This window comes from Microtetraspora sp. NBRC 13810 (assembly GCF_030268685.1).
In the GTDB taxonomy this organism is placed as follows: Bacteria; Actinomycetota; Actinomycetes; order Streptosporangiales; family Streptosporangiaceae; genus BSRQ01.
In genome coordinates this window covers 115,439-136,726 of record NZ_BSRQ01000005.1, presented here as the reverse complement: position 1 = coordinate 136,726, position 21,288 = coordinate 115,439, and the positions used below count along the sequence as shown (strand labels likewise).

Sequence of the window (21,288 nt, the reverse complement as noted above, 5' to 3'; positions counted from 1 at the left end):
ACTCCCGGAGGTAGAGAAGGCTTCAGCCAAGGGTGACGTCGACGAGCCCCGCCGCCCGTACGGCGGTCGCGCGCACCTCGGACAGCACCGACGCGTCACCCGTACGGCCGGCGGTGACCTCGGCGATGAGGTTGCCGCGGCGGAACCTGACCGTGCTCGCGACCGTGCCCGCCCCGGCCGTGTCCTGCGCGTATCCCTCGTCGGCCAGCGGCTGGTCGCGGATCTGCCGCCCCGCGCGCTGGGCCGCGAAATCCTCCCGGGCGGTGGCCGACACCCGGAGGCTGACGTCGATCGAGCGCTGCAGGCCGCTGAACAGCTCCACCCACCGGCATCCGCCGGCCACCGGCTCGGCGTCGGCCGCGCCGCCGATCAGCTCCGTCACCTGGCGCTCGCTCAGGCTCTGGCACGGGTCCGGGGCGACGGCGAACCGCTGCCCCTCCTCGCCGCCCTCGCCGGAGGCGGCCTGCCAGACCGCCACCCCGCCCGCGCCCACCAGGGTCACGGCCAGCGCCCCGACGAGCACCGGCTTCCAGCGGGCGAGGACCGGCAGGGAACGCTCGGCGGTGCGCGGCCCCTCGGCCAGCCGGGTCAGCGTCTCCCGCACGGCGGCGGGCGCGGGCCGCCGGTCCGGGTCCTTGTCGAGCAGGGCCAGGACCAGCCGGGCCAGTTCGGGGGCGGCCCGCTCCATCGGCCGCGGCTCCTGGAGGATCACGGCCGCGACGATCGCCTCGGGGCTCTGCCGCTGGAAGGCGGGCTCGCCCTCGACGGCCGTGTAGAGGGTCGCGCCGAGCGACCACAGGTCGGACGGCGGCCCGGCGGTCTCCTGCCGGAAGCGCTCGGGCGCGATGTACCCGGGCGAGCCGACCAGGCTGCGCTCGTCCACGCTCTCCGCGCCGAACGGCGCCGCGATGCCGAAGTCGGTGAGCATGGCCCGGCCGTCGGTGTCGAGCAGCACGTTGGCCGGTTTGACGTCGCGGTGCAGGATCCCGTGCGCGTGCGCCACCGACAGGGCGTCCAGGATGGCCAGCCCGATCCGGGCGACCCGCCGGCTGGACAGCGGGATCACCTTGTCGAGCGAGTCACCCGGCACGAAGTCCATCACGATCCACGGCCGGTCGTCGTGGGTGACCACGTCGTGGATCCGGACGATGGCCGGGTGGCTCAGCCGTCCGGCGGCCCTGGCCTCCCGGATCGCGCGGGCGGTGAACTCGGCGAGCCGCTGCTCGCTGAGCCCCGGCGGGATCCGCACCTGCTTGACCGCGACCTCCCGCCGCAGCATCTCGTCGGTGGCCCGCCAGACCATGCCGAAGCCGCCCTCCCCCAGCGGCGTCGTCAACCGGTAGCGTCCGGACAGCAGGTCCACGGTCAACCCAGGCTCCGCAGCGAGGCCACCGCCGACCTGGCCGCCTCGGTGGCCCCCTGGCGCAGCTCGTCGGGGGAGGCGGAGTCGAGGTCCGCGTAGCTCATGGTGGCCACCAGGTTGCCGAGCCGGAAGGTGATCATGATCATCTGCACCTGGCCCGCGACGTTCGCGACGTTCCACGAGAACGCCTCGTCGCCGACGTCCGGGAGGCTGCGCGGCACGGACCGGACGATGCGCTGCTTGCTGTCGAGGCCGATCTCGTACCAGATCCAGTCGGCCTCGCGGACGCCGTAGGTCTGCTCCCGCTCCAGGGCGAGGTAGAGCTCGCGGGCGGACTTCTCGGTGAGCGACCACGGGTCGGGGGTGTCGGAGTCGGTGACCGGGCTCAGGTCGATCCCGGTTCCGGTGACGGCCCACTGGCAGCCGCCCTCGTCCTCCCGCCCGGGGGCCGGTCCGCCGAGCAGCCGGGTGATCTGCGCGGCGGGGAGCACCTTGCACAGGTCCACCGCCCGGGTGAACACCGGCGACGCCGGCTTGGCCGCCGGCGCCGGCTCGCCCCTGGTCCACAGGAAGGCCGTGACGGCGGCGGCGGCCGCCACCGCGCCCGCCGCCAGCAGCACGGGAACCCACCGGCGCGCCCGGCGGCGGGCCGGCTGCGGCGCGGTGATGTGCGGCGACCGGCCGTCCGCGATCTCGCGCAGCAGCCGCAGCGCGGTGCCGGCATCCGGGCGTAACGCCGGGTCGCGGGCCATCAGCCAGGGCACCAGCGCCGCCAGCGGCCCGCCGGAGCGCGGGAACCGGGGGTGACCGGCGAGGACCGCCCTGACCACGTCCGCCGGGGAGCCGCTGTACGGCGGGGCGCCCTCCAGCGCGGTGAACAGCGTGGCCCCGAGGGACCACAGGTCGGCCGCGGGACCGCCCTGGTCACCGGCCAGGCGCTCGGGGGCGATGAATCCGGGGGTCCCGATGACCTGGCTGCCGTGGGTGAGGGTGGGCTGGTCGGCGGAGCGGGCGATGCCGAAGTCGGTGAGGACGACCCGGTCGTCGTTGGTCAGGAAGACGTTGCCGGGCTTGACGTCCCGGTGCTGGACGTCGTGCGCGTGCGCGGCGGCCAGCGCCTCCAGGACGCGCGCCCCGATCCCGGCCGCCCGGATCGGCGGCAGCGGGCCGTGCGCGGCCAGTTCGTCGTCGAGGTTGCGGCCGTGCAGCCGCTCCATGACGATCCACGGCCGGCCGTCCTCCACCAGCACGTCGTGCACGGCGACGATGGCCGGGTGCCGCAGCCGGGCCATGACCTCGGCCTCCCGCATGACCCTGGCCACCAGCTCGGCCCCGGCCCGCTCACCGCCCTCCGGGACCCGCATCTCCTTGACCGCGACCTCACGGTCGAGCATCTCGTCCCTGGCCAGCCACACGGTGCCCATGCCCCCGGAGCCGAGTGGACGAAGGAGAACGTAGCGATAGGCCAGCCTCGCCCCCATCGAATCGACCATGCCGCAATAATAGACAGTTATTCCGGCGTCATCGATCTCCCCGATGTGACGAGGCGATACCAAAATTCGGGCCGACTTCGCGGATTAACCCGCTGTCTCTTTCCACGGGTTCCACAAAGGGGAAGACTTTCCTGTAAGTCCGGCACACCCCCCGCCAGCAGGAACTTCACGCCGAGCCGGCCGACAATTCCCCGCGGGTTCGCATTTCCGGTCGGTGACGACGGGGTCAGGCCGCCGCGGACTCGCGGACGGTCTTCAGCGCGCCGGTCCACCGGACGAGGTCGTCCAGCATGCCGGTCACGGCCTCCTCCTGGTGGGCGCCCGGCGTGAAGGTCGTCATCTCGGCGAAGTCGTGGAACAGCGAGAGCTCGACCTGCGGGCGCACCGCGGCGATCGCGAGGTTGGCCAGGACGAGCCGCAGGTGCTCGACCGCCCGGACCCCGCCGGAGGCGCCGTAGCCCACGAAGGCCGCCGCCTTGTGGTTCCACTCGGCGAAGAGGAAGTCCAGCGCGTTCTTCAGCGCGCCGGACGGCCCGTGGTTGTACTCGGGGGTGACGAAGACGAACCCGTCGTAGGACGCGATCGTCGCGGCCCAGTTGTGCGAGTGCGGCAGGGTGTAGCCGCCGAGCGCCGGGGGCATCGGCTCGTCGAAGAGCGGCAGATCGTAGTCCGCGATGTCGAGGATGTCGTACTCCGCGTCTCCGCGCTTGGCCGCGATGTCCCGCACCCAGCGCGCGATGGTCTCGGCCTTGCGCCCCGGGCGGGTGCTGCCGACGACAATGGCGATCTTCATGACCGGCTTCCTTCCAACTTTGTTGATGCGACAACAAACTAGCCAGCAAACGTTGACGCGTCAACATTGGGTAGGGTCGAGGGCGTGACGGAGACCCGGTGGCTCAGCAGTCGGGAACAACGCATGTGGCGCGCCTTCCACGACATGCGGCGCTACCTGGACGAGGCGCTGGACCGGCAGCTCACCGAGGCGGGCCTGTCCAATGCCGACTACCAGTTGCTCGTGCCGCTTTCCGAGGCGCCCGACCGCTGCCTGCGCGCCCGCGACCTCGGCAGGGTCGCCGGGTGGGATCGCAGCAGGCTGTCCCACCAGCTCAGACGGATGGAGCAACGCGGGCTCCTCACCAGGGAGGACTGTCCCAGCGATGCCCGCGGCGTCATGGTCCGGCTCACCGCCGAGGGGCAGGGGGCCATCGAGGCCGCCGCCCCCGGCCACGTCGAGACCGTGCGGCGGCTGTTCGTCGACCTGCTCGAACCGGACGAGATCGACACGCTCGTCTCGATCTCCAACCGGGTCCTCTTCCGCATCGCCCAGGAGTCCCTGGGCCCCGGCACCTCCGTGCACGTCGCCACCATCGACCCGCCGATCGGCGAGTGACGGCGGCCGGAGGTCAGAGCGGGTACCGCTTCCTGCCCACGTCGGCGAGGCGGGCGGCCTGGGTGGCGCCGGGCATCCGGAAGGCGAGCCTGCGCAGCCGTGAGGACGGCAGGCGGAACGGCGGGTCGGCGGCCACGGCCGGCCGTACCTCGACCTTGCCGCTGAACCGCATCTCCAGGCCGAAGCGGAGCCCGACCTCCCTGCCGTCCACCCGCAGGAACGGCGACCAGACGCCGGGACTGAGGAAGCCGTCGGCGGCGAACCTGCGCGTCGTCACCTTGGCGACGAGCTGCCCCGCCATCCGGCCCGGGATGCCGGGCTCGGCCAGCGCGGGCACGGTGACGACCCGGTTGCCGTTGCGCAGCACCAGCTCGACCGGCGGCCCGCCGCTCGGCGGCACGTAGGGCACCGGCACGACGACGAAGACGTGGCCGCCCTGGCGGGCGATCGCGGCGCCCGGCGAGACCAGCGAGATCGACTCCGCGAACGACTTCGGCTCGACGCACACCCCCAGCTCGCCGAGGTCGGACCAGCAGGGCACGACGAGCCTGCGCGGATGGTCGGCCACCACGCCGACGCAGTTGAGCGGGCCGCTGATGCCGCCGACCCGGGCGCGGCCCTGGTAGGCGCCGCCGTAGGCGCGCACGTACACCTCCCACAGGCCCGGGACGAGCGGCCGGCCGGCCGCCGCGGTGCCGACGTCGAGGCGGGCCTCGCCGAGGAGCTGGACGCGCGCCTCCGCGCCCTCCTTCCGCGGCTGGACCTCGCTGGTCGTGGGCAGCAGGTGCATGACCCCGGACTCGGCGTGCCTGATGTAGACGCTGAGCCTGGTCCGGGCCACCGCCTCTGTCACGTCGGTGGATTCGAGCGGCAGCACGGCGGTGTCGATCGGCGTGGGGGGCCGCCAGAACAGCCGGCCCTCGTCATGCTGGAAGCGCAGCGGCGTGCCGTCAGACTCGACCAGCTCGGTGCGCAGGGCCAGCGACATGACCGAGCCGTCCCAGCGCACCTCGTCCAGCTCGCCGTGCAGCCGGGTGCCCCTGGACAGCCCGGCCAGGGTGATGAGCTGGTCCAGCCGCCCGGCGCGGAGCAGCGCGGCGACCGCGCGCAGGTGCACGGGGAGCTGGAGGTCGAGCCGCTCGGGGAAGCGTTCGACGGTCAGCTCGCGCAGGCTGCGGTAGAGCACGGAGCGGTCCTGGGACGCCGAGAGGAACCGCGGGCTGTTGAAGGGGCGCAGCACGCCGGTGCGCAGCCAGTGGGCGTAGATGCGCTCGCGCAGCCTGCCCGGCACGGTGTGCCGGTCCACGACGTCGAGCAGCGCGTCCAGCTCGGCGGCGATGGTGGCGAAGTTCTGCCGGCGGCCCGGCCGGGCGGCGACCCGGCAGCACACCTCGTCCGCGAGGATGGCGATCACCTTGGCCGTCAGGTAGGCGTGCAGCACGAACGCCTGCTCCGACAGCACGCTGCCGTTCTCGGCGAAGCGCAGGCCCTGCTCCTCGACGAACGCCCTGCGGTAGAGCTTGTGCACCGTGAGCTGGCCGAGCAGGCGGTCCCGCAGGATGTCGGCCCGGTCCCTGTTGAGCTGGAACGCCGGGGCCGGCACGTCCTGCACCAGCCGCCCGAGCAGGACGTCGGCCTCGGTCGCGACGGCCCGGTCGTACATCCTGGCCACGGCGTCGCGCTCCAGCCGGTCGCCCTGCTCCATGAGGTAGACGTAGTCGCCCCTGGCCGCGGTGAGGCCGACGTTCCTGCCCTGCATCGGGGAGCCGGTGCGGTCCAGGTGGAACACCTTCATGTTGTCCCGGGTGGCGGCCACGGTGTCCAGCCGGGCGGCGGTGCCGTCGGTCGAACCGTCGTCCGCGAAGATCACTTCGTATTCCTCGGGCGGGAGTGACTGCTCCAGCGCCGAGCGGATACTCACGTCCGCGGTATCACCGGGGTTGTGCAGGGGCACGACTACGCTGACCTTGACACCCATGTGACTTAGCGTGCACGACCCTACGCCTTGGGATGGTCAGGCTTGCCGATTCTGGAGGTAATCGCGGTCTCTTAATACCATCCCACGGACTGGGAGTGCGCCCATGCGGCACAGGGTGTCTTGTAACGGCCCGCGATGTAGTTCAGACCCCATTTGATCTGCGTGGCCGGGTTCGTCTGCCAGTCGGAGCCGGCGCTGGCCATCTTGGTGCCGGGCAGCGACTGCGGGATGCCGTACGCGCCGCTGTACCGGTTCATGGCCCGCTCGTTCCAGTTGCTTTCCTTGTCCCACAGCTTCTCCAGGCAGCCCCACTCGGCGGTCCAGCCGCGGGCGGCGAGCATCTGCCGGCCGAGGGCCTTGTTGCTGCCCGGGTCCGGGGTGGTGCCCGGGGGGAAGGGGATCGGGTTGAAGCCGCTGCCGCCGGGCGCCTGGGTGGGGATGACGATCGGGTTGAGCGCTTCCCTGCCCTTCTTCCTGGAGGCGGTGAGGGCACGCTCCTTGAGCGCCTGGGCGGCCTTGGCCTTCAGCGCGTCCGCCTCGGGGTCGGGCTGGAACGGGTCCCCGCCGCCGAACATCTTGGCCAGTTCGGGCAGGGTGAGCGGGTCGGCGGGCGGTGGCTCGTTGGCGTTCTGGATGGCGGTGTGGATGGTGAAACCACCACCGCCGACGACCACGATGAGGGCCGCGCCGATGATCAGCACGCGCTTGGGAGTGAACCGGCTCTTCTTCTTCGGACGCCTCGACGACCGCGGCGCCGCCGCGGCTGAGGAGCGGCGACCGGTGCTGCGACGGCGGGCACGCTGCCTCGGCGGCGTCTCACGCTCTCTCAACTGCGGACCTGGATTCACGACCTATGAGCTTGCCGTGAACAGGGGGGTGCTCCGCAACCGAATCGCGATAGTTGGTCGATCGGAGGCGGGGCCCTGTTTGCCGCAAAATTGACCTAACGGCCAGGTGGCGAGGGCGTTTCCCAACGAATGTGACATTCGTCACAAGGTGTCGAGTTCGGTGATCTCTGGGTGGCCTCCCCCTCACGCCCCCGTGGCGAAAGGAAGGCCGGTTCCAGCCTGCCGACCTTTCATCCGCGTTCTGCGCGAGGTGGGTCATTGTTCCGTGACAGAACCGGACATCTTCCAGCGTGGCGGATAATGACCGGGTGGCTGGCATCCTCCTCGTCGAAGACGACCCCTCGGTGCGTTCAGGGCTCGAACTCGCCCTCACCCGCCAGGGCCACACCATCACCTCCTACGCCACCGGCGAAGAGGCGCTCGACCACATCCGCGCCAGACGCCCGGAGATCGTGGTCCTCGACGTCATGCTCCCCGGCATCGACGGCGTGGAGGTGTGCCGGCGGGTCCGCAAGATCGACCAGCTCCCCATCATCCTGCTCACCGCGCGCGGCGACGACCTCGACGTGGTGGTGGGCCTGGAGGCGGGGGCGGACGACTACGTCGTCAAACCGGTCGAACCGCGGGTGCTGGACGCGCGGATCAGGGCCGTGCTGCGCCGGGTCGAGTCGGCCTCCTCCGACCGGATCACCTTCGGGGACCTCGTGATCGACCGGGGGGCGCTGAAGGTGACCCTCGACGGGCGGGAGGTCCACCTCACCCCGACCGAGCTGCGGCTGCTGCTGGAGCTGGTCCGCCATCCCGGCCAGGTGCTCAACCGCCGCCACCTGCTCCGCTCCGTCTGGGACCACTCGCACGTCGGCGACTCCCGGCTGGTCGACGCGTGCGTGCAACGGATCCGCGCCAAGATCGAACCGGTGCCCGCCGAGCCCGTCTTCATCCACACCGTCCGCGGATTCGGCTACCGCTTCAACCCACCGTGAAGCCCGCGCTGAAGCCCGCGGCGGGTCAGCGGGGCGAGGCTCCGCCGGCCGCCGCGCGGACGCCCTGGCCCGCCCCCCGGAGACGGCGGCCCGCGCTGTGGGCGCGCCGGGCGCTGGCCGGGGTGCGGCGCGTCCCCACCGGGCTCAGAGGACGGCTCGTCGTCACCTTCACCCTCGTGGCGATCACCGCCTCCGCGCTGGTCGCGGGCATCGGCTACCAGCTCGTGAAGAGCGCCCTGGTCAGCCGTACCGAACGGGCGACCGTGTCCGACGTGACCCGCAGACTGGAACAGATCCCCTTCCCGATCGGCTCGCTCTGGCCCGGCGAGCTGCCCCCCACCCACGAGGAGATCACCGAGCTCCAGCAGTCCCTCGCCGGGCCGGGCCGCCAGGTGATCGTGGAGTACAACGGCACCATCTACGGCGACGACGTCATGCGGCCGACCGACCTGTCCAACGAGCTGCGCGGCCAGGCCATCCACCGGATCGTCTCGCAGCGGACGTCGATCCGCGGCCACGTCTGGCTGGTCATCGGCACCCAGGTGCAGCGCGACTCGCGCAACGGCGTGATCCAGCCGACCGGGATGAAGGTCTTCGTCTTCGTCTCGCTCGCGGAGGAGGAACGGCTCCTCACCGACCTGCGCCTCGGGCTGGCCCAGGCGGGCGTGATCACGCTGCTCGTCGCGCTGTCGGTGGCGCTGTTCTCCGCCCGGCGGGTGCTGCTGCCGGTACGGCGGCTCGGCGCCGCCGCCCGCGCGCTGGGCGCGGGGAAGCTCGACACTCGCCTCCCCGTCCGCGGCCAGGACGAGCTGGCCAAGCTCACCGCCACCTTCAACGAGACCGCCTCGGCGCTGGAGAAGAGCGTGACCGAGCTGCGCTCCCTGGAGGCCATCTCCCGGCGGTTCGTCGCCGACGTCTCGCACGAGCTGCGCACCCCGCTGGCCGCGATGACGGCCGTGACCGACATGCTGCTGGAGGAGGCCGAGCACCTCCCCGACGACTCCGCGCAGGCCGTCCGGATCGTGGTGCACGAGGTCTCCCGGCTGCGGGTGCTGGTCGAGCACCTCATCGAGGCCAGCCGCTTCGACGCCGGCACCGCCACCCTCAACACCGAGCAGGTCAGCATCGCCGACGCGGTCTGCGACTGCCTGGAGGTGCGCGGCTGGAGCGACTCCGTGCGGGTGAACGTCTCAGAAGGGCTGTCGTTCTCCCTCGATCCGCGGCGTTTCGACGTCATCATGGCCAACCTGGTGGGCAACGCGCTGCGGCACGGCGCCCAGCCCGTCGTGGTGACCGCCCGCGGGACCGCCAACGGGCTGGAGGTGAAGGTGCGCGACCACGGCAAGGGGATCGCGCCGGAGGCGCTGCCGCACGTCTTCGACCGCTTCTTCAAGGGCGGCGCGGGCCGGGCCCGCAGCGACGGCAGCGGCCTCGGCCTGTCCATCGCCCGCGCCAACGCCCAGCTGCACGGCGGCACCATCTCGGTACGGCCGCAGCGTCCGGGCACCCTCTTCACCGTCTGGCTGCCGAGCCGATGAGACGCCTGGCCCTCGTCCTGCTCCTGCTGCTGCCGGCGGCGGTGGCCTGCGGCATCCAGCCCACCGGGGTGGTGGACCTCGGCAAGGCCCCGGTGGTGAGCGTCAAGCCGACCTTCCGTACCGTCTACCTGCTGCGCAAGGGCCGCCTGGAGCCGCAGCGGGTGTCCACGGCGTCGGGCACGGTGGACGACGTGATCGAGGCGCTGTTCAAGGCCGGCGACCAGCACCTCGGCGGCATGAACTCCGCGTTGAAGGGCTTCCGGCACGCCGACACCCAGGTCACGAACTACGGCAGGGTGCTGCGCAACGACCCGGACCGGCCGATCGGGCTGCGGCTGCACGTCTTCCTCAGCGGCGACGGCCGGGTCAGCAGGGCCGCGCTGGCCCAGCTCACGTGTACGGCGATGCTGAGCAAGGAGATCTGGGTCGTTCAGGTCACCCAGATCTCCTCGCACGGCACTCCCAGCTCCCGGGGGGACCACGTGTGCAGCGAGTTCCGCGACCTCGCCGGCAGTGACACGCAGCTCCCCCCGTGATCCGGGTCAGATGGTGATGTCCTCCAGCATCTCGGTCACCAGGGCGGCGATCGGGGAGCGCTCGGAACGGGTCAGCGTGACGTGTGCGAACAGCGGGTGGCCCTTGAGCTTCTCGACCACCGCCACCACGCCGTCGTGCCGGCCCACCCGCAGGTTGTCGCGCTGGGCGACGTCGTGGGTGAGCACCACGCGGGAGTTGGCGCCGATCCGGGACAGCACGGTGAGCAGGACGCCCCGCTCCAGTGACTGCGCCTCGTCGACGATCACGAAGGAGTCGTGCAGCGACCGGCCGCGGATGTGCGTGAGCGGGAGCACCTCCAGCATGCCCCGGTCGAGCACCTCCTCGATCACCTCGGGCGTGGTCACCGCGCTGAGCGTGTCGTAGACGGCCTGCGCCCACGGGCCCATCTTCTCGTTCTCCGAGCCGGGCAGGTATCCCAGCTCCTGGCCGCCGACGGCGTACAGCGGGCGGAAGACGACGACCTTGCGGTGCTGGCGGCGCTCCAGGACGGCCTCCAGGCCCGCGCAGAGCGCCAGCGCGGACTTGCCGGTGCCGGCCCGGCCGCCCAGTGAGACGATGCCCACCTCGGGGTCCATGAGCAGGTCGAGCGCGATGCGCTGCTCGGCGGAGCGGCCGTGCAGGCCGAACACCTCGCGGTCGCCGCGGACGAGCCGCACGGACTTGTCGGGCAGCACCCGGCCGAGGGCGGAGCCGCGGCTGGAGAGCAGCCGCAGGCCGGTGTGGCAGGGCAGATCCCTGGCCTCGGCCATGTCGGCGGTGCCGTGCTCGAAGAGCGTCTCGACGTCTTCGGTGGTCACCTGGAGCTCGGCCATACCCGTCCAGCCGGACTCCGCGACCAGCTCGGCGAGGTATTCCTCGGCGACCAGGCCGATGGACGCGGCCTTCACCCGCATGGGGAGATCCTTGGACACGAGCACCACGTCGCAGCCCTCGGCGGCCAGCGAGCGGGCCACTGTCAGGATGCGGGTGTCGTTGTCCCCCAGGCGGAAGCCGACTGGAAGGATCGATGGGTCGCTGTGGTTGAGCTCCACCCTCAGGGTGCCCTCGCCGATCGGCATGGGCGCGTCCAGCCTGCCGTGTGTGATCCGCAGATCGTCCAGGTAGCGGAGCGCCTTCCGGGCGAAATACCCCAGCTCAGGGTGGTGCCGCTTGGCCTCCAGCTCGGTGATGACGACGATCGGGACGACTACCTCGTGCTCGGCGAACCTGGTCATCGCCGCCGGATCGGCAAGCAGGACCGAGGTGTCCAGCACATAGGTGCGCCGCTTGGGACGACGACGGGACGGCGACTTGCGTGAGGATGGGCTACTCGACGACACTGCCACGCGTTCTCCCCCGGGCGCCTGGAGCGGACGCCCTGCCAGATGAGGTGGGAAACGGACCGGACCCGGGCTCGCGCGTCCGCCTGGCGAAGGCACGGCCGGATGCCGGCCCCCTCAACAGGTGGTTGTGCAAAGGCGGGCCCTCTCCGGAGTAGGCGGTCTGTTCTCCGCCTACTTCCAACGGTACGTCCTGTATGCCCGATCCCCAATATGTCTAGGACGACCGAAACAACGAGTTCACGTGCCGTTTCCAGCCCGTGTGCAGCGTCAGGTGCCGTACCGTCGGTGACGCGCGGCGTAGGAACGCAGCGCCCGCAAGAAGTCGACCCTGCGGAAGTCAGGCCAGAAGGCCTCGCAGAAGTAGAACTCGGAGTGGGCGCTCTGCCAGAGCAAGAAGCCGGAGAGCCGTTGCTCTCCCGAAGTCCGGATGACAAGATCCGGGTCGGGCAGGCCGCGCGTGTAGAGATGCTCCGCGATGTGCTCCACATCGAGAACCTCGACGAGGTCCTCGATACTCGCCCCCTTGCTGGCGTGCTCCTGGAGGAGTGAGCGCACCGCATCAGCGATCTCACGTCTTCCTCCATACCCAACTGCAACGTTAACAATCAGCCCTGGACGGTGTGATGTGGCCTCTTTTGCCTTTTTGAGGACATGGGCCGTGTGATCCGGCAGCAGATCGAGGGCTCCGACGGGTTTGATGTGCCATCCGGCCTCCACCAGCTCCTGGACGACATCCTCGATGATCCTCAGCAGCGGCTCAAGCTCGTCCTTCGGGCGGGACAGGTTGTCACTGGACAGCATCCAGATCGTGACGACCTCCACGCCCGCGTCACGGCACCACCCGACCAGCTCGGTGATCTTGTCCGCGCCCTTCCGGTGGCCGCGGGCGACATCCGCCATGCCCATCGCACGGGCCCAGCGCCGGTTGCCGTCGACGATCATGGCGACATGGCGGGGGATGCTGTCGCCGGAGAGCTTGCCTTCCAGCCGGTGTTCGTACAGGCGGTAGACGAGATCGCGCACGCCCAATGGAGATCCTCCCCTCCGGGCCCCGCCGAACCACGGCGGAGCGGTGCCCGGGTCACACGCAATTATCCCCGCCTTCCACCCCTCCCCCGCCCACCGGACGACGCAGCCGGTACCCGTCCGCCGGAGAATCCCATCGCCCGACGACCTACCACCCAGAATATTGCGTGTTTAGAAAGTTTGCGTCAGACGCAAAATCCTGTACCTTGGTGCCGTAAGCACCTCATCCGACCAGCCCCCCGGCCTGCGCGAGCGCAAGAAGCAGGCGACCCGCGAGGCGCTGTCGCTGGCCGTGGTCCGGCTGGCGGCCGAGCGCGGGCTGGAGAACGTGCGGATCGAGGAGATCGCCGCGGAGGCCGGGGTCTCTCCGCGCACCTTCAACAACTATTTCTCCAGTAAGCACGAGGCCGTCGGCTACCGGCACGTCTCCCGGATGCGGCGGTCCGCCGAGCTGCTGCGTGCCCGCCCGGCGGCCGAGCCGCTGTGGGAGGCGATCACTGAGGCCGTGCTCGAACCCCTGGGGCGCGGCGACCGGGTCACCCGGAGTCCCGGCGCCGAGCTGCTCGCCGGGCTCCGGCTGTTGGTCACCGAGGCCGCCTCCGACCAGACCCACCTGAAGATCATGGTGACCGCCGACCGCGACTTCGCCCTGGCCGTGGCGGAGCGCACCGGCACCGACGCCGAGCGGGACCTCTACCCCCGTCTCGTCGCCGCCGCCGTGTCCACCGCCGTCCACGTCGCCACCGAGCGGTTCCTGCACGCCGATCCGCCGGTCCCCCTCATCGTGCTGCTCCGCGAGGCCCTCGCCCAGCTCGCCGCCGGAATGCCCGACCCCTCCCGCTGACCCACCGCCCCACCAGCCCTCCCCCTCCGAACTCTCCCGGCGCCCCGGCCCGCCACGCCGACGGAAGTGGTCCCCGGCCCGCCACGCCCGGGTCCCCGGCCCGCCACGCCCGCCCCCACCCGCTGACCGGCCGCTTCGTCCCGGATCTCACCCTCACCACCGCAACCGGCGACGAGATCCGCCTCGCCACCCTGACCCGCCGCGTCGGCCTCCGTCGCGGCCGGGTGGAAGGGCCGGGTGGACGTGATCGCCGCCCGCTGCGCGAACCCGCCCGCCGCCGCCCTCCTCATCCGCCCCGACTGCCACGTCGCCTGGGCCGGCGACCCCACCTCGACCGGCTCCCTGGCACAGGCCCTGACGGCCTGGTTCGGCCCAAGATCAGACGCATCCTCCACCTGGGACAAGAGCTTCCCCTGAAGGCCGAAGCCCCACCCGAGACGGGAGCCTCCACCGAGACCGGAGCCTCACCCAAGGCCGAAGCCCCACCCAAGACGGGAGCCTCCACCAAGACCGGAGCCTCACCTGAGGCCGAAGCCCCACCCGAGGCGGGAGCTTCAAACCGAGCGGGAGCTTCGACCGAGGCGGGAGTCGCCGGGTCAGCCGCCGCCACCGCCGCCGCAGCCACCGCCACCACCACCACCGCCGCCGCCGCAGCCACCACCACCGCCGCCGCTGCTGCCACCGCTGGAGCCGCACCCGCCGCCGAAGTCTCCGCCGCCGGGGGAGGAACCGCCGTGCGAGGAACCGCCGCCGTAGGAGACGCCGCCGTACGTGGGGTCGCCCGCATAGGCGCTGCCGCCGCCGCAGGAACCGGCCACACCGGCGGTGCCGGCGGTGGTGGAACGGACCTCCTGGCGGCTGAGCTCGGTCTCCAGGGCGGGGTCGCCCAGCTCCTGGATCCCGTAGAGGGCCACCGGGACGGCGAGGACCACGTCGGGCGCGAGCGTGCCCCCGGTCCTGGGGTGGGCGCGGCGGGCGGCGGAGAGCTCGGCGTGGCCCGCCGTACTGACGAGGTTGCGGGTGGCGCGGGCCAGGCGGCGACAGGTGTGCAGGCCGTGGATGCCGACGACGCCGGCGATGAGCATCGCGGCCGTCGAGGGCATGGTGAGATCGACGGTGCCGACGGCGATCAGGCCCATGATGATCACGGTGAGCACGATCGCGCCCACCGAGACCGCCTTGAGCCGGCCGATCCGCCGCAGCACCGGGGTGAAGGCCCCGTCGGGCAGCAGGAAGCCCCGGCCGACCAGTGAGTAGCGGAGCTGCTGCATCGCCGTGCCGGCGGCGACCTGACGGCGGATCTCCCCGAGGGACTCTCCGGGGTAAATCGCCACCTCGTCGAGCACGGCCTGCTCGACCGGATCGGCCGAGGGCGGCGCGCCGTGCACAGGCGAGACCCGGCCGCCGCGCGCGATGCGGATGGCGCCGGCCTGGGCGAGCAGCGCCAGCGCCGTGTTCACGGCCCGGAGCGGGCCGCCCGCCAGGTAGGCGAGCTGGTAGTGATCCAGCGGGCCCGACTGCCCGGCGGTGACGCCGCGGACCCTGTCGTACTCCCGCGTGGCGGCGGACCTTGTGCCCGTTACCAGCACGGCAACCGTGATCGTGACCAACAGGAGGATGATCTCCACGTCCGCCTCCCCTGCGCAGCGGGGCGCGCTGGGCGCGTGCCCTGGTGTCTTGTAGACGCCCGCCGCGCGGCAGAAGTTTCCTCTCCTGCCCGGCGATCTGTGCCGTGATCTTGCCGGGAACGTGCCGAAGATCAGTACAGCGGTCTGCGCGGGGCTCTGTACGGAGGTCAGGGCCAAGGGCGGGGCGGAGGACAGGGCCAAGGGCGTTGAGATCCTGCCCGGCAACGCGGCCGAGGTCCACATCCTGGAGTGATGGCATCGCAATCAGCTGATCTCGGGCTCGACGTCATATGGGACCTCGGCGGGGGCGCATCCTGGGGGAAGTGTGCCCCCGCCGAGAGGCTCAGAGGGGGGTAGCGTCAGACAAAGATGCCACGCTGTGCGGAGATGATGCCCTGCTGCTCGGCGATTGCTGAGACGAGCGCGTGCGGATGGTCCCGGCGGATCTGCGCGTGGATCCCCAACGCCTTCTCCTTCTCCGTGGGCGGGTCCACTTTCGTGGCCCACCAGCCGCCGTCAAGGACGGTGAACCGCCACGCGGGGAACGTCTGGTCGAGGACGCCCAGGTGAAGCGCCTCCTCCTCCGGGGTCACCGGAGCGTCCTCGCGGGGGTGAGGACGAATTTGATCCGCATGGCTACTGCGTGCCGGTTCTCAACGGCGGCGATCGGCTTATGCCACGACCACCAGAACTGCTGCACGCCGTCAGGGTCCGCGGCGACGGTGATGGACTCGCTGAGCTGCGGTGCCCGTGGGTTCGTCACGATCAGTTTCGGCTCGTCGCCGTCCTCCATCTGGGTGTCCAGGGACAGGCTACTGAGCACGGCGGCGAGAGCGGTGAGGTGCGACACCGCGGACGTCACCTGCCGGCCGCTCATCGGGCGTCCTGAAAAACGCGCGGCCGGGGGACGACAGGCATCGTCGCGTGCATCTGCTGGGCGAGGTCCTCGACGGTGCGCGCCCACAGCGTGAGCGGCTCCGGGGCCGGCCACGCGGCGATAGCACAGAACTGGCGACGGTGGAGGCTGTAGAGCACCAGCCAGGCCGGATGCTGGGCGTCGAGGCGTGCCGCGGCCTCCCGTTTCGCTGGATCATGATTCTGGGGATGGACACGGACAGGGGGCTGTCCGGACAGCGGCGTTGTCCTAGGGTTTGGCATTGGGTCGCACCTCCATGCGATCAAGGGACCCGCCGAGCGCCGGCCGCGACTCGGTGGGTCCCGCTGACTAGGTCAGGCTGGACATCGCGGGTTGGCGTTCCTGCTCGCGCAGAGCTTCCACCAGTTGCTGCATGTCCTGGCCGGTGATCGTGGGGACGAGTCCGAGGTTGCGCTCGTCGTCAGTGAGATGCCGCCTACGCGTCGCCCACGGCTGGCCAGCCGAAGACCTCCAGATGACCCAGTCGGGGAATACCGGCTGGAGGTCGTCGAGGATCTGAGGCTTGCTCATGCGGCTAATCTCGCTGGTCATTCTGGTCGTTCCCACCACGTTCTGAGGACGTCAGGGACGTTTCCGTGTACGTTCTGCATACGTCCTTGACGTCCTTGACGTCCTTGGAACGAGGGACCTTCATGGCAAATGATCTTCTTCGGCGCGCAATGGTCGCCGCGAGAATAACTGAGAGGGATCTCGCTAAGCGGTGCGAAGTTGACATCAAAACGGTGGAGCGTTGGCTGGGCGATGAGGCCCGGGTACCACACCCCCGACACCGATGGGCCGCAGCAGATGCCTTGGGGGTTGACGAGATGACGCTCTGGCCAGACTCGATCCGCGCGAACATTAAGACCGGCCCAGACCGGGAAGTGCAGGCCGTGTACCCGCACCGGTCAGCCTGTCCCAAGTCGGTCTGGCGACGCCTGATCGGAGCAGCGAAAAACAATATCATCTTCGGCGGGTATACGAACTACTTCCTCTGGCTCGAACATCCGAATCTCGCGCGGGCGCTCAAGCAGAAGGCGCAAAAAGGGTGCACCATCCGTTTTCTCCTCGGAGATCCGGACAGTGAGGTCACTCGACGTCGTGAGGAGATCGAGGACGTCCCTCTGACCGTTTCCACGCGCATTCGGATCACGCTTGCTGAACTGGATCAGCTCAAGGACGTGCCGGGTATTCAAGTGCGTTTCGGGGAAGAACATATCGCGATGTCGGTCTTCCAGTTCGACGACGAAATGCTTGTGACCCCCCACCTTGCGAAGCTCGTCGGCCATGACTCTCCGTTGCTGCATCTTCACCGCCTCCAGGACGATGGCCTGTACGACCGCTTCGCTTACCACATCAACGAGCTGTGGGCGGACGGCCGGGATGCCTGGGCAGGGCCCTGATCAGAAGCCGCAGGCCATGAAGCATCGTTGAGTGCTGACCTCGCCGACGCTTTGAGGTGGCCCGCGACCGGCTCGGTGTGACATACGAGGAATTCGCCGACCGGGCCCGAGGGGATTACTGGCCGCCAGAGGCCAGGCCCCTGTGGCTGAGGATCAAGCCGGTGTGAGGTTCGCCCAAGCTGAGTCTCGCTGGCGTTTACTTTGAGGCTTTCGGCATGGTGTGGGGACTTCGTCCTCGCTCATGCTCGTTCACGCTCGTAGCCAAACGAGCGCCCTTGTTCATGATCGTCTATCGGGGGCGGAGGACAGGGCGGAGGGCTCAGCGGAAGAAGCGGCGCCAGCGGGAGATCCGCTCGGGCGGGGGCACCGGGCCGGTCGTGTGCCGGCGTTCGGGCGACCGGCAGCGGTCCAGCCACTCGATGAAGGCGCGGGCGTCGGCCCGGGAACCGCCGGGCGGCTTGGGGTGCCCCTGGGCGTAGGACGTGAAGAGCGGCGCGAAGTCGGAGCCGAGCCTGCGGGTCAGCTCCGGGGCGAACCTCGCCACCAGGCCGCGCCGCTTCGCGATCAGGCTGGCCGACTGGATGCGCAGCCGTACCTCGTCGAACCCCTCGGGCCGGGGCCCGCCCGCGACCAGCGCGGCGAGCAGCTCCCGCTGGGCCTCGGCGAGCCTGCCGCGCGCCGGCACGTCACCACCACGCCCCGGGCCGCACATCGGGCCGGAGCCGGGGTCCGGCGCAGGTTCCGACAGGGGTCCCGGCAGGGGTCCGGGCGCGGGTTCCGACAGGGGTTCCGGGGCGGTCTCCTGGTCAGGCACGGGAGATCGCCTCCCGTACCCGGTCGAGTTCGGCGGCGAGGGCCTGGTCGCTGGGGTAGGCGTCGTCCCACTCCAGCAGCACCCCCGGCGGGCGGACCCGCGCGCACAGCTCGGTGAGCAGGTCGAGGACGGCGTCCGGGACCGAGGCGGTGTGCGTGTCGTGCCAGACGCCGTCGTGGGCGTAGCCGCCGGCCACGTGCACGTAGGCCAGCGCGTCCAGCGGCAGCCCGTCGAGGGCCCTGCGGGCGGACAGGCCGAGGTTGACCTGGTTGTTGTACAGGTTGGCCACGTCGATCAGCAGGCCGACGCCGGTCCGCTCCACCAGCTCGTAGAGGAACTCCGCCTCGGTCAGCTCGTCCTCCGGCCAGCCGAAGAGCGCCGCTACGTTCTCCAGGGCCAGCGGCACGGGGAGGGCCGCCTGCGCCCGCCGTACGTTGTCCGCGATCACCGACAGGGCTTCGCGGGTGCGCGGCACCGGGAGGAGATGGCCGGCGTCGAGGTCGCCGGCGCGGACGAAGGCGAGGTGCTCGCTGACCAGCGGCGAGTCGAACGCCTCGGCGCAGGCGGCGAGGTGCGCGAGGCGGGCCGGGTCGGGCGGCTCGGCGCCGCCGATGCCGAGGCCGACGCCGTGCGGGATGACCGGCAGGCCGCGGGCCCTCAGGACGCGCAGCGAGTCGGCCGGCCGGGACGGCTGGACGCCCTCGGCGATCACCTCGACGAACTCGACCCCGGGCAGCCGCTCCACGGTCAGGTCGATCTCCGGCCGCCAGCCGATGCCGACTCCCAGCCGGTAAGGCACGACCGCGCCGCCGGTGCGGCCCGGCGTCTCGAAGGCCATCCGCCGCCTCCTCGCCCGTCTGCGCGCGGTACGCCGGTCCGCGCCTGGCCGGCAGTCTACGTCCGTGGGCGCCGGCGTCGTTGGCGGTCGGCCCACGGACGGGCAGCGGGGACCGGCCGCGCGGGGCCGGTCCTGACCCGGGCCGGCCCGGTGGCCGGCCCGCGGGGGGTGCGTCGCGAGCTCAGCCGAGACGGTCGACGAGAGCCCGGTATTCGTCCCACAGCTCCTTGGGCATGTGGTCGCCGAAGGTCTCGAAGTGGCCGGGGATGAGGGCGGCCTCCTCCCGCCACACCTCCTCGTCCACCGAGAGCAGCAGCTCCATGTCCTCGGGCGCGATGTCGAGCCCGTCGGTGTCCAGTGACTCCGGCAGCAGCCCGATCGGCGTCCGTACGGCGGTCGCCTCGCCGTTCAGGCGTTCGACGATCCACTTGAGGACCCGGCTGTTCTCGCCGAAGCCCGGCCAGACGAACCGGCCGCCCGCGTCCTTGCGGAACCAGTTGACGTAGTAGATCGTCGGCAGCTTGGCCCCGGCCCTGCGGCCGACGCTCAGCCAGTGGGCGAAGTAGTCGCCCATGTTGTAACCGCAGAAGGGCAGCATCGCGAACGGGTCGCGGCGCAGCTCGCCCACCTTGCCCTCGGCGGCGGCGGTCTTCTCCGAGGCCACGTTGGCCCCGAGGAAGACGCCGTGCTGCCAGCTCATCGACTCGGTGACCAGCGGCACGGCCGTGGCGCGGCGTCCGCCGAAGAGGATCGCGGAGATCGGCACGCCGTTCGGGTCCTGCCACTCCGGGGCGATGGTCGGGCACTGGCCCGCCGGGGTGGTGAAGCGGGCGTTGGGGTGGGCGGCGGGCTCGCCGGACGCGGGCGTCCAGGGGCGGCCCTTCCAGTCGGTGAGGTGCGCGGGCGGCTCCTCGGTCAGCCCCTCCCACCACACGTCGCCGTCGCCGGTGAGCGCGACGTTGGTGAAGATGCTGTTGCCCCACAGCGTTCGCACCGCGTTGGCGTTGGTCTTCTCGCCGGTGCCGGGGGCGACGCCGAAGAAACCGGCCTCCGGGTTGATCGCGCGGAGGCGGCCGTCCTCGCCGAACCGCATCCAGGCGATGTCGTCGCCGACCGTCTCCACCTTCCAGCCGGGAATCGTCGGCTGGAGCATGGCGAGGTTGGTCTTGCCGCACGCGCTGGGGAAGGCCGCGGCGATGTACCGGGCCTCGCCCCGCGGCGGGGTGAGTTTGAGGATGAGCATGTGCTCGGCGAGCCAGCCTTCGTCACGGGCCATGACGCTGGCGATGCGCAGGGCGTAGCACTTCTTGCCGAGCAGGGCGTTGCCGCCGTACCCGGACCCGTAGGACCAGATCTCCCTGGTCTCGGGGAAGTGGCTGATGTACTTCGTCTGGTTGCACGGCCACGGGACGTCCCGCTGTCCGGGCTCCAGCGGCGCGCCGACGGAGTGCACGGCCTTGACGTAGTCGCCCCGCTGCTCGATGAGCCGCAGCGCGGACTCGCCCATCCTGGTCATGATCCGCATGGAGACCACGACGTACGGCGAGTCGGTGATCTCCACGCCGAGCTGGGAGATCTCCCCGCCCAGCGGGCCCATGCAGAAGGGCACGACGTACATCGTGCGGCCGCGCATGCAGCCCTGGAAGAGCCCGTCGAAGGTCTTCCGCATCTCGGCGGGGGCGATCCAGTTGTTGGTCGGCCCCGCGTCCTGCTCCTTCTCGGAGCAGATGTACGTGCGGTCTTCCACGCGCGCCACGTCCGAGGGGTCGGAGGCGGCATAGAAGCTGTTCTGCCGCTTGGCGAGGCGCTTGAAGGTGCCCTGCTCGACCAGCAGGTTCGTCAGACGCGTCCACTCGGCCTCGGAGCCGTCGCACCACTCGATCCGATCGGGCTGGGCCAGCTCGGCGATCTTGCCGACCCATTCCCTCAACTCGGCGTGGACTGTCGGGGCGGGTGCCTCAACGGAAACGGACACAGCGGCTGCTCCTCACTCTCTGGCCCAAGCATCATTAACGACATAACCGCGTTCCATCCAATTGGCGTAGACCATTGGAAAGGCTTCTCGGATGCCGTCGAACATCCGGTGCGAGCGTTTCGCAGCCATTCCTGCCAGGTAAATTTCGCGCGATTCGTCGCTGTCACGGCCGGACCCGCTCCCCCGTCCGGACGGCCTCCGGTGAGGTCAGCGCGGGTCACATCATGACGATCCCGGGCATCTACCCAGATCGAGCGAGCTTAAAAAAGCAGCTTATGTCAGTGGTTTAGGCCATTGCCGGAGGTCTAAACCAATGGGGGCAGAGGTATAGTCCACCGGCCATTCCGTTCCCCCAGCGCAGGGCGGGATTC

21 protein-coding genes and 1 pseudogene are annotated in these 21,288 nt (G+C 70.8%); 8 read left to right on the top strand and 14 right to left on the bottom strand.

Going from position 1 to position 21,288, the window contains the following annotated elements; genetic code table 11:
- Positions 1–22: 22 nt before the first annotated feature.
- From QSK26_RS12405 to QSK26_RS12395, 3 genes are all read right to left on the bottom strand, one after another.
- A complete protein-coding gene (locus QSK26_RS12405) occupies positions 23–1,363 on the bottom strand; it encodes a serine/threonine-protein kinase (protein WP_285775486.1) in 1,341 nt (446 codons plus the stop codon).
- 2 nt (positions 1,364–1,365) lie between these two features.
- Positions 1,366–2,856 carry a serine/threonine-protein kinase gene (locus QSK26_RS12400; RefSeq protein WP_285775221.1) on the bottom strand — a complete coding sequence of 497 codons (1,491 nt, stop codon included), beginning with the start codon at positions 2,854–2,856 and terminating at the stop codon, positions 1,366–1,368.
- Positions 2,857–3,082: 226 nt separating this feature from the next.
- On the bottom strand, positions 3,083–3,649 hold the full coding sequence (locus QSK26_RS12395; protein WP_285775220.1) for an NADPH-dependent FMN reductase: 567 nt from the start codon (positions 3,647–3,649) through the stop codon (positions 3,083–3,085).
- A gap of 84 nt (positions 3,650–3,733) precedes the next feature.
- On the opposite strand from QSK26_RS12395, the gene QSK26_RS12390 reads away from it, so the two are divergent.
- On the top strand, positions 3,734–4,246 hold the full coding sequence (locus QSK26_RS12390; RefSeq protein WP_285775219.1) for a MarR family winged helix-turn-helix transcriptional regulator: 513 nt from the start codon (positions 3,734–3,736) through the stop codon (positions 4,244–4,246).
- Between the two features lie 13 nt (positions 4,247–4,259).
- Here the strand turns inward: QSK26_RS12390 and QSK26_RS12385 are convergent, their stop codons facing one another.
- Entirely contained in the window at positions 4,260–6,224 is a 1,965-nt protein-coding gene (locus tag QSK26_RS12385; protein ID WP_285775218.1) for a glycosyltransferase family 2 protein, read from the bottom strand.
- A gap of 71 nt (positions 6,225–6,295) precedes the next feature.
- The gene (locus QSK26_RS12380; RefSeq protein ID WP_285775217.1) at positions 6,296–6,925 is read right to left on the bottom strand and encodes an aggregation-promoting factor C-terminal-like domain-containing protein; all 630 of its coding nucleotides are present in this window, start codon (positions 6,923–6,925) and stop codon (positions 6,296–6,298) included.
- A 455-nt stretch (positions 6,926–7,380) separates the two neighbouring features.
- Between QSK26_RS12380 and QSK26_RS12375 the strand changes: the two genes are divergently transcribed.
- The 3 genes from QSK26_RS12375 to QSK26_RS12365 are packed head-to-tail and all read left to right on the top strand — an operon-like array spanning position 7,381 to position 10,129.
- On the top strand, positions 7,381–8,055 hold the full coding sequence (locus tag QSK26_RS12375) for a response regulator (protein ID WP_285775216.1): 675 nt from the start codon (positions 7,381–7,383) through the stop codon (positions 8,053–8,055).
- Positions 8,052–9,593: a sensor histidine kinase gene (locus tag QSK26_RS12370; RefSeq protein WP_285775215.1), complete on the top strand. Its 1,542-nt coding sequence runs from the start codon at positions 8,052–8,054 to the stop codon at positions 9,591–9,593. The genes QSK26_RS12375 and QSK26_RS12370 overlap by 4 nt, the downstream gene beginning before the upstream one ends.
- Entirely contained in the window at positions 9,590–10,129 is a 540-nt protein-coding gene (locus QSK26_RS12365; RefSeq protein ID WP_285775214.1) for a hypothetical protein, read from the top strand. The genes QSK26_RS12370 and QSK26_RS12365 overlap by 4 nt, the downstream gene beginning before the upstream one ends.
- Positions 10,130–10,135: 6 nt before the next feature.
- On the opposite strand, the gene phoH2 is transcribed toward QSK26_RS12365, so the two are convergent.
- Together phoH2 and QSK26_RS12355 are read right to left on the bottom strand one after the other, a co-directional pair.
- Positions 10,136–11,470, bottom strand: a complete 1,335-nt coding sequence (phoH2, locus tag QSK26_RS12360) for an RNA 5'-3' helicase PhoH2 (protein WP_285775485.1) — start codon at positions 11,468–11,470, stop codon at positions 10,136–10,138.
- Between the two features lie 270 nt (positions 11,471–11,740).
- The gene (locus tag QSK26_RS12355; protein ID WP_285775213.1) at positions 11,741–12,502 is read right to left on the bottom strand and encodes an isoprenyl transferase; all 762 of its coding nucleotides are present in this window, start codon (positions 12,500–12,502) and stop codon (positions 11,741–11,743) included.
- Between the two features lie 289 nt (positions 12,503–12,791).
- Here QSK26_RS12355 and QSK26_RS12350 point away from each other — a divergent pair, with 289 nt between their 5' ends.
- Both QSK26_RS12350 and QSK26_RS12345 read left to right on the top strand, forming a co-directional pair.
- Positions 12,792–13,343 (top strand): acyl-CoA-like ligand-binding transcription factor, encoded by a 552-nt coding sequence (locus tag QSK26_RS12350; protein WP_285775212.1) that lies wholly within the window; start codon positions 12,792–12,794, stop codon positions 13,341–13,343.
- A gap of 216 nt (positions 13,344–13,559) precedes the next feature.
- Positions 13,560–13,760 (top strand): annotated as a pseudogene (locus tag QSK26_RS12345) (aromatic-ring hydroxylase C-terminal domain-containing protein); the annotation flags it as partial.
- A 179-nt stretch (positions 13,761–13,939) separates the two neighbouring features.
- Here QSK26_RS12345 and QSK26_RS12340 read toward each other — a convergent pair.
- Complete coding sequence (locus QSK26_RS12340) at positions 13,940–14,971, bottom strand: TIGR04222 domain-containing membrane protein (RefSeq protein ID WP_285775210.1); 1,032 nt, start codon at positions 14,969–14,971, stop codon at positions 13,940–13,942.
- 121 nt (positions 14,972–15,092) lie between these two features.
- Here QSK26_RS12340 and QSK26_RS12335 point away from each other — a divergent pair, with 121 nt between their 5' ends.
- Positions 15,093–15,224 carry a hypothetical protein gene (locus QSK26_RS12335; RefSeq protein ID WP_285775209.1) on the top strand — a complete coding sequence of 44 codons (132 nt, stop codon included), beginning with the start codon at positions 15,093–15,095 and terminating at the stop codon, positions 15,222–15,224.
- Positions 15,225–15,330: 106 nt separating this feature from the next.
- Here the strand turns inward: QSK26_RS12335 and QSK26_RS12330 are convergent, their stop codons facing one another.
- The 3 genes from QSK26_RS12330 to QSK26_RS12320 form a co-directional block, all read right to left on the bottom strand.
- Entirely contained in the window at positions 15,331–15,564 is a 234-nt protein-coding gene (locus QSK26_RS12330; RefSeq protein WP_285775208.1) for a hypothetical protein, read from the bottom strand.
- Positions 15,561–15,848: a hypothetical protein gene (locus QSK26_RS12325; protein WP_285775207.1), complete on the bottom strand. Its 288-nt coding sequence runs from the start codon at positions 15,846–15,848 to the stop codon at positions 15,561–15,563. The genes QSK26_RS12330 and QSK26_RS12325 overlap by 4 nt, the downstream gene beginning before the upstream one ends.
- Before the next feature lie 348 nt (positions 15,849–16,196).
- The gene (locus QSK26_RS12320; RefSeq protein WP_285775206.1) at positions 16,197–16,418 is read right to left on the bottom strand and encodes a hypothetical protein; all 222 of its coding nucleotides are present in this window, start codon (positions 16,416–16,418) and stop codon (positions 16,197–16,199) included.
- Positions 16,419–16,714: 296 nt separating this feature from the next.
- On the opposite strand from QSK26_RS12320, the gene QSK26_RS12315 reads away from it, so the two are divergent.
- Positions 16,715–17,290: a hypothetical protein gene (locus QSK26_RS12315; protein WP_285775205.1), complete on the top strand. Its 576-nt coding sequence runs from the start codon at positions 16,715–16,717 to the stop codon at positions 17,288–17,290.
- A gap of 319 nt (positions 17,291–17,609) precedes the next feature.
- Here QSK26_RS12315 and QSK26_RS12310 read toward each other — a convergent pair whose 3' ends face one another.
- From QSK26_RS12310 to QSK26_RS12300, 3 genes are all read right to left on the bottom strand, one after another.
- Positions 17,610–17,975, bottom strand: a complete 366-nt coding sequence (locus QSK26_RS12310; RefSeq protein WP_285775204.1) for an SCO6045 C-terminal-like domain-containing protein — start codon at positions 17,973–17,975, stop codon at positions 17,610–17,612.
- A gap of 121 nt (positions 17,976–18,096) precedes the next feature.
- Positions 18,097–18,942 (bottom strand): MbnB/TglH/ChrH family RiPP precursor modification enzyme, encoded by an 846-nt coding sequence (locus QSK26_RS12305; RefSeq protein ID WP_285775203.1) that lies wholly within the window; start codon positions 18,940–18,942, stop codon positions 18,097–18,099.
- Between the two features lie 181 nt (positions 18,943–19,123).
- Entirely contained in the window at positions 19,124–20,917 is a 1,794-nt protein-coding gene (locus tag QSK26_RS12300) for a phosphoenolpyruvate carboxykinase (GTP) (RefSeq protein ID WP_285775202.1), read from the bottom strand.
- Between the last annotated feature and the right edge of the window lie 371 nt (positions 20,918–21,288).

Coding starts and splice junctions, on each gene's coding strand:
- QSK26_RS12400 (WP_285775221.1), bottom strand. CDS start 2,856: ATGGTCGATTCGATGGGGGCGAGGCTGGCCTATCGCTACGTTCTCCTT.
- QSK26_RS12395 (WP_285775220.1), bottom strand. CDS start 3,649: ATGAAGATCGCCATTGTCGTCGGCAGCACCCGCCCGGGGCGCAAGGCC.
- QSK26_RS12385 (WP_285775218.1), bottom strand. CDS start 6,224: ATGGGTGTCAAGGTCAGCGTAGTCGTGCCCCTGCACAACCCCGGTGAT.
- QSK26_RS12365 (WP_285775214.1), top strand. CDS start 9,590: ATGAGACGCCTGGCCCTCGTCCTGCTCCTGCTGCTGCCGGCGGCGGTG.
- QSK26_RS12325 (WP_285775207.1), bottom strand. CDS start 15,848: ATGAGCGGCCGGCAGGTGACGTCCGCGGTGTCGCACCTCACCGCTCTC.
- QSK26_RS12320 (WP_285775206.1), bottom strand. CDS start 16,418: ATGAGCAAGCCTCAGATCCTCGACGACCTCCAGCCGGTATTCCCCGAC.
- QSK26_RS12315 (WP_285775205.1), top strand. CDS start 16,715: ATGACGCTCTGGCCAGACTCGATCCGCGCGAACATTAAGACCGGCCCA.
- QSK26_RS12305 (WP_285775203.1), bottom strand. CDS start 18,942: ATGGCCTTCGAGACGCCGGGCCGCACCGGCGGCGCGGTCGTGCCTTAC.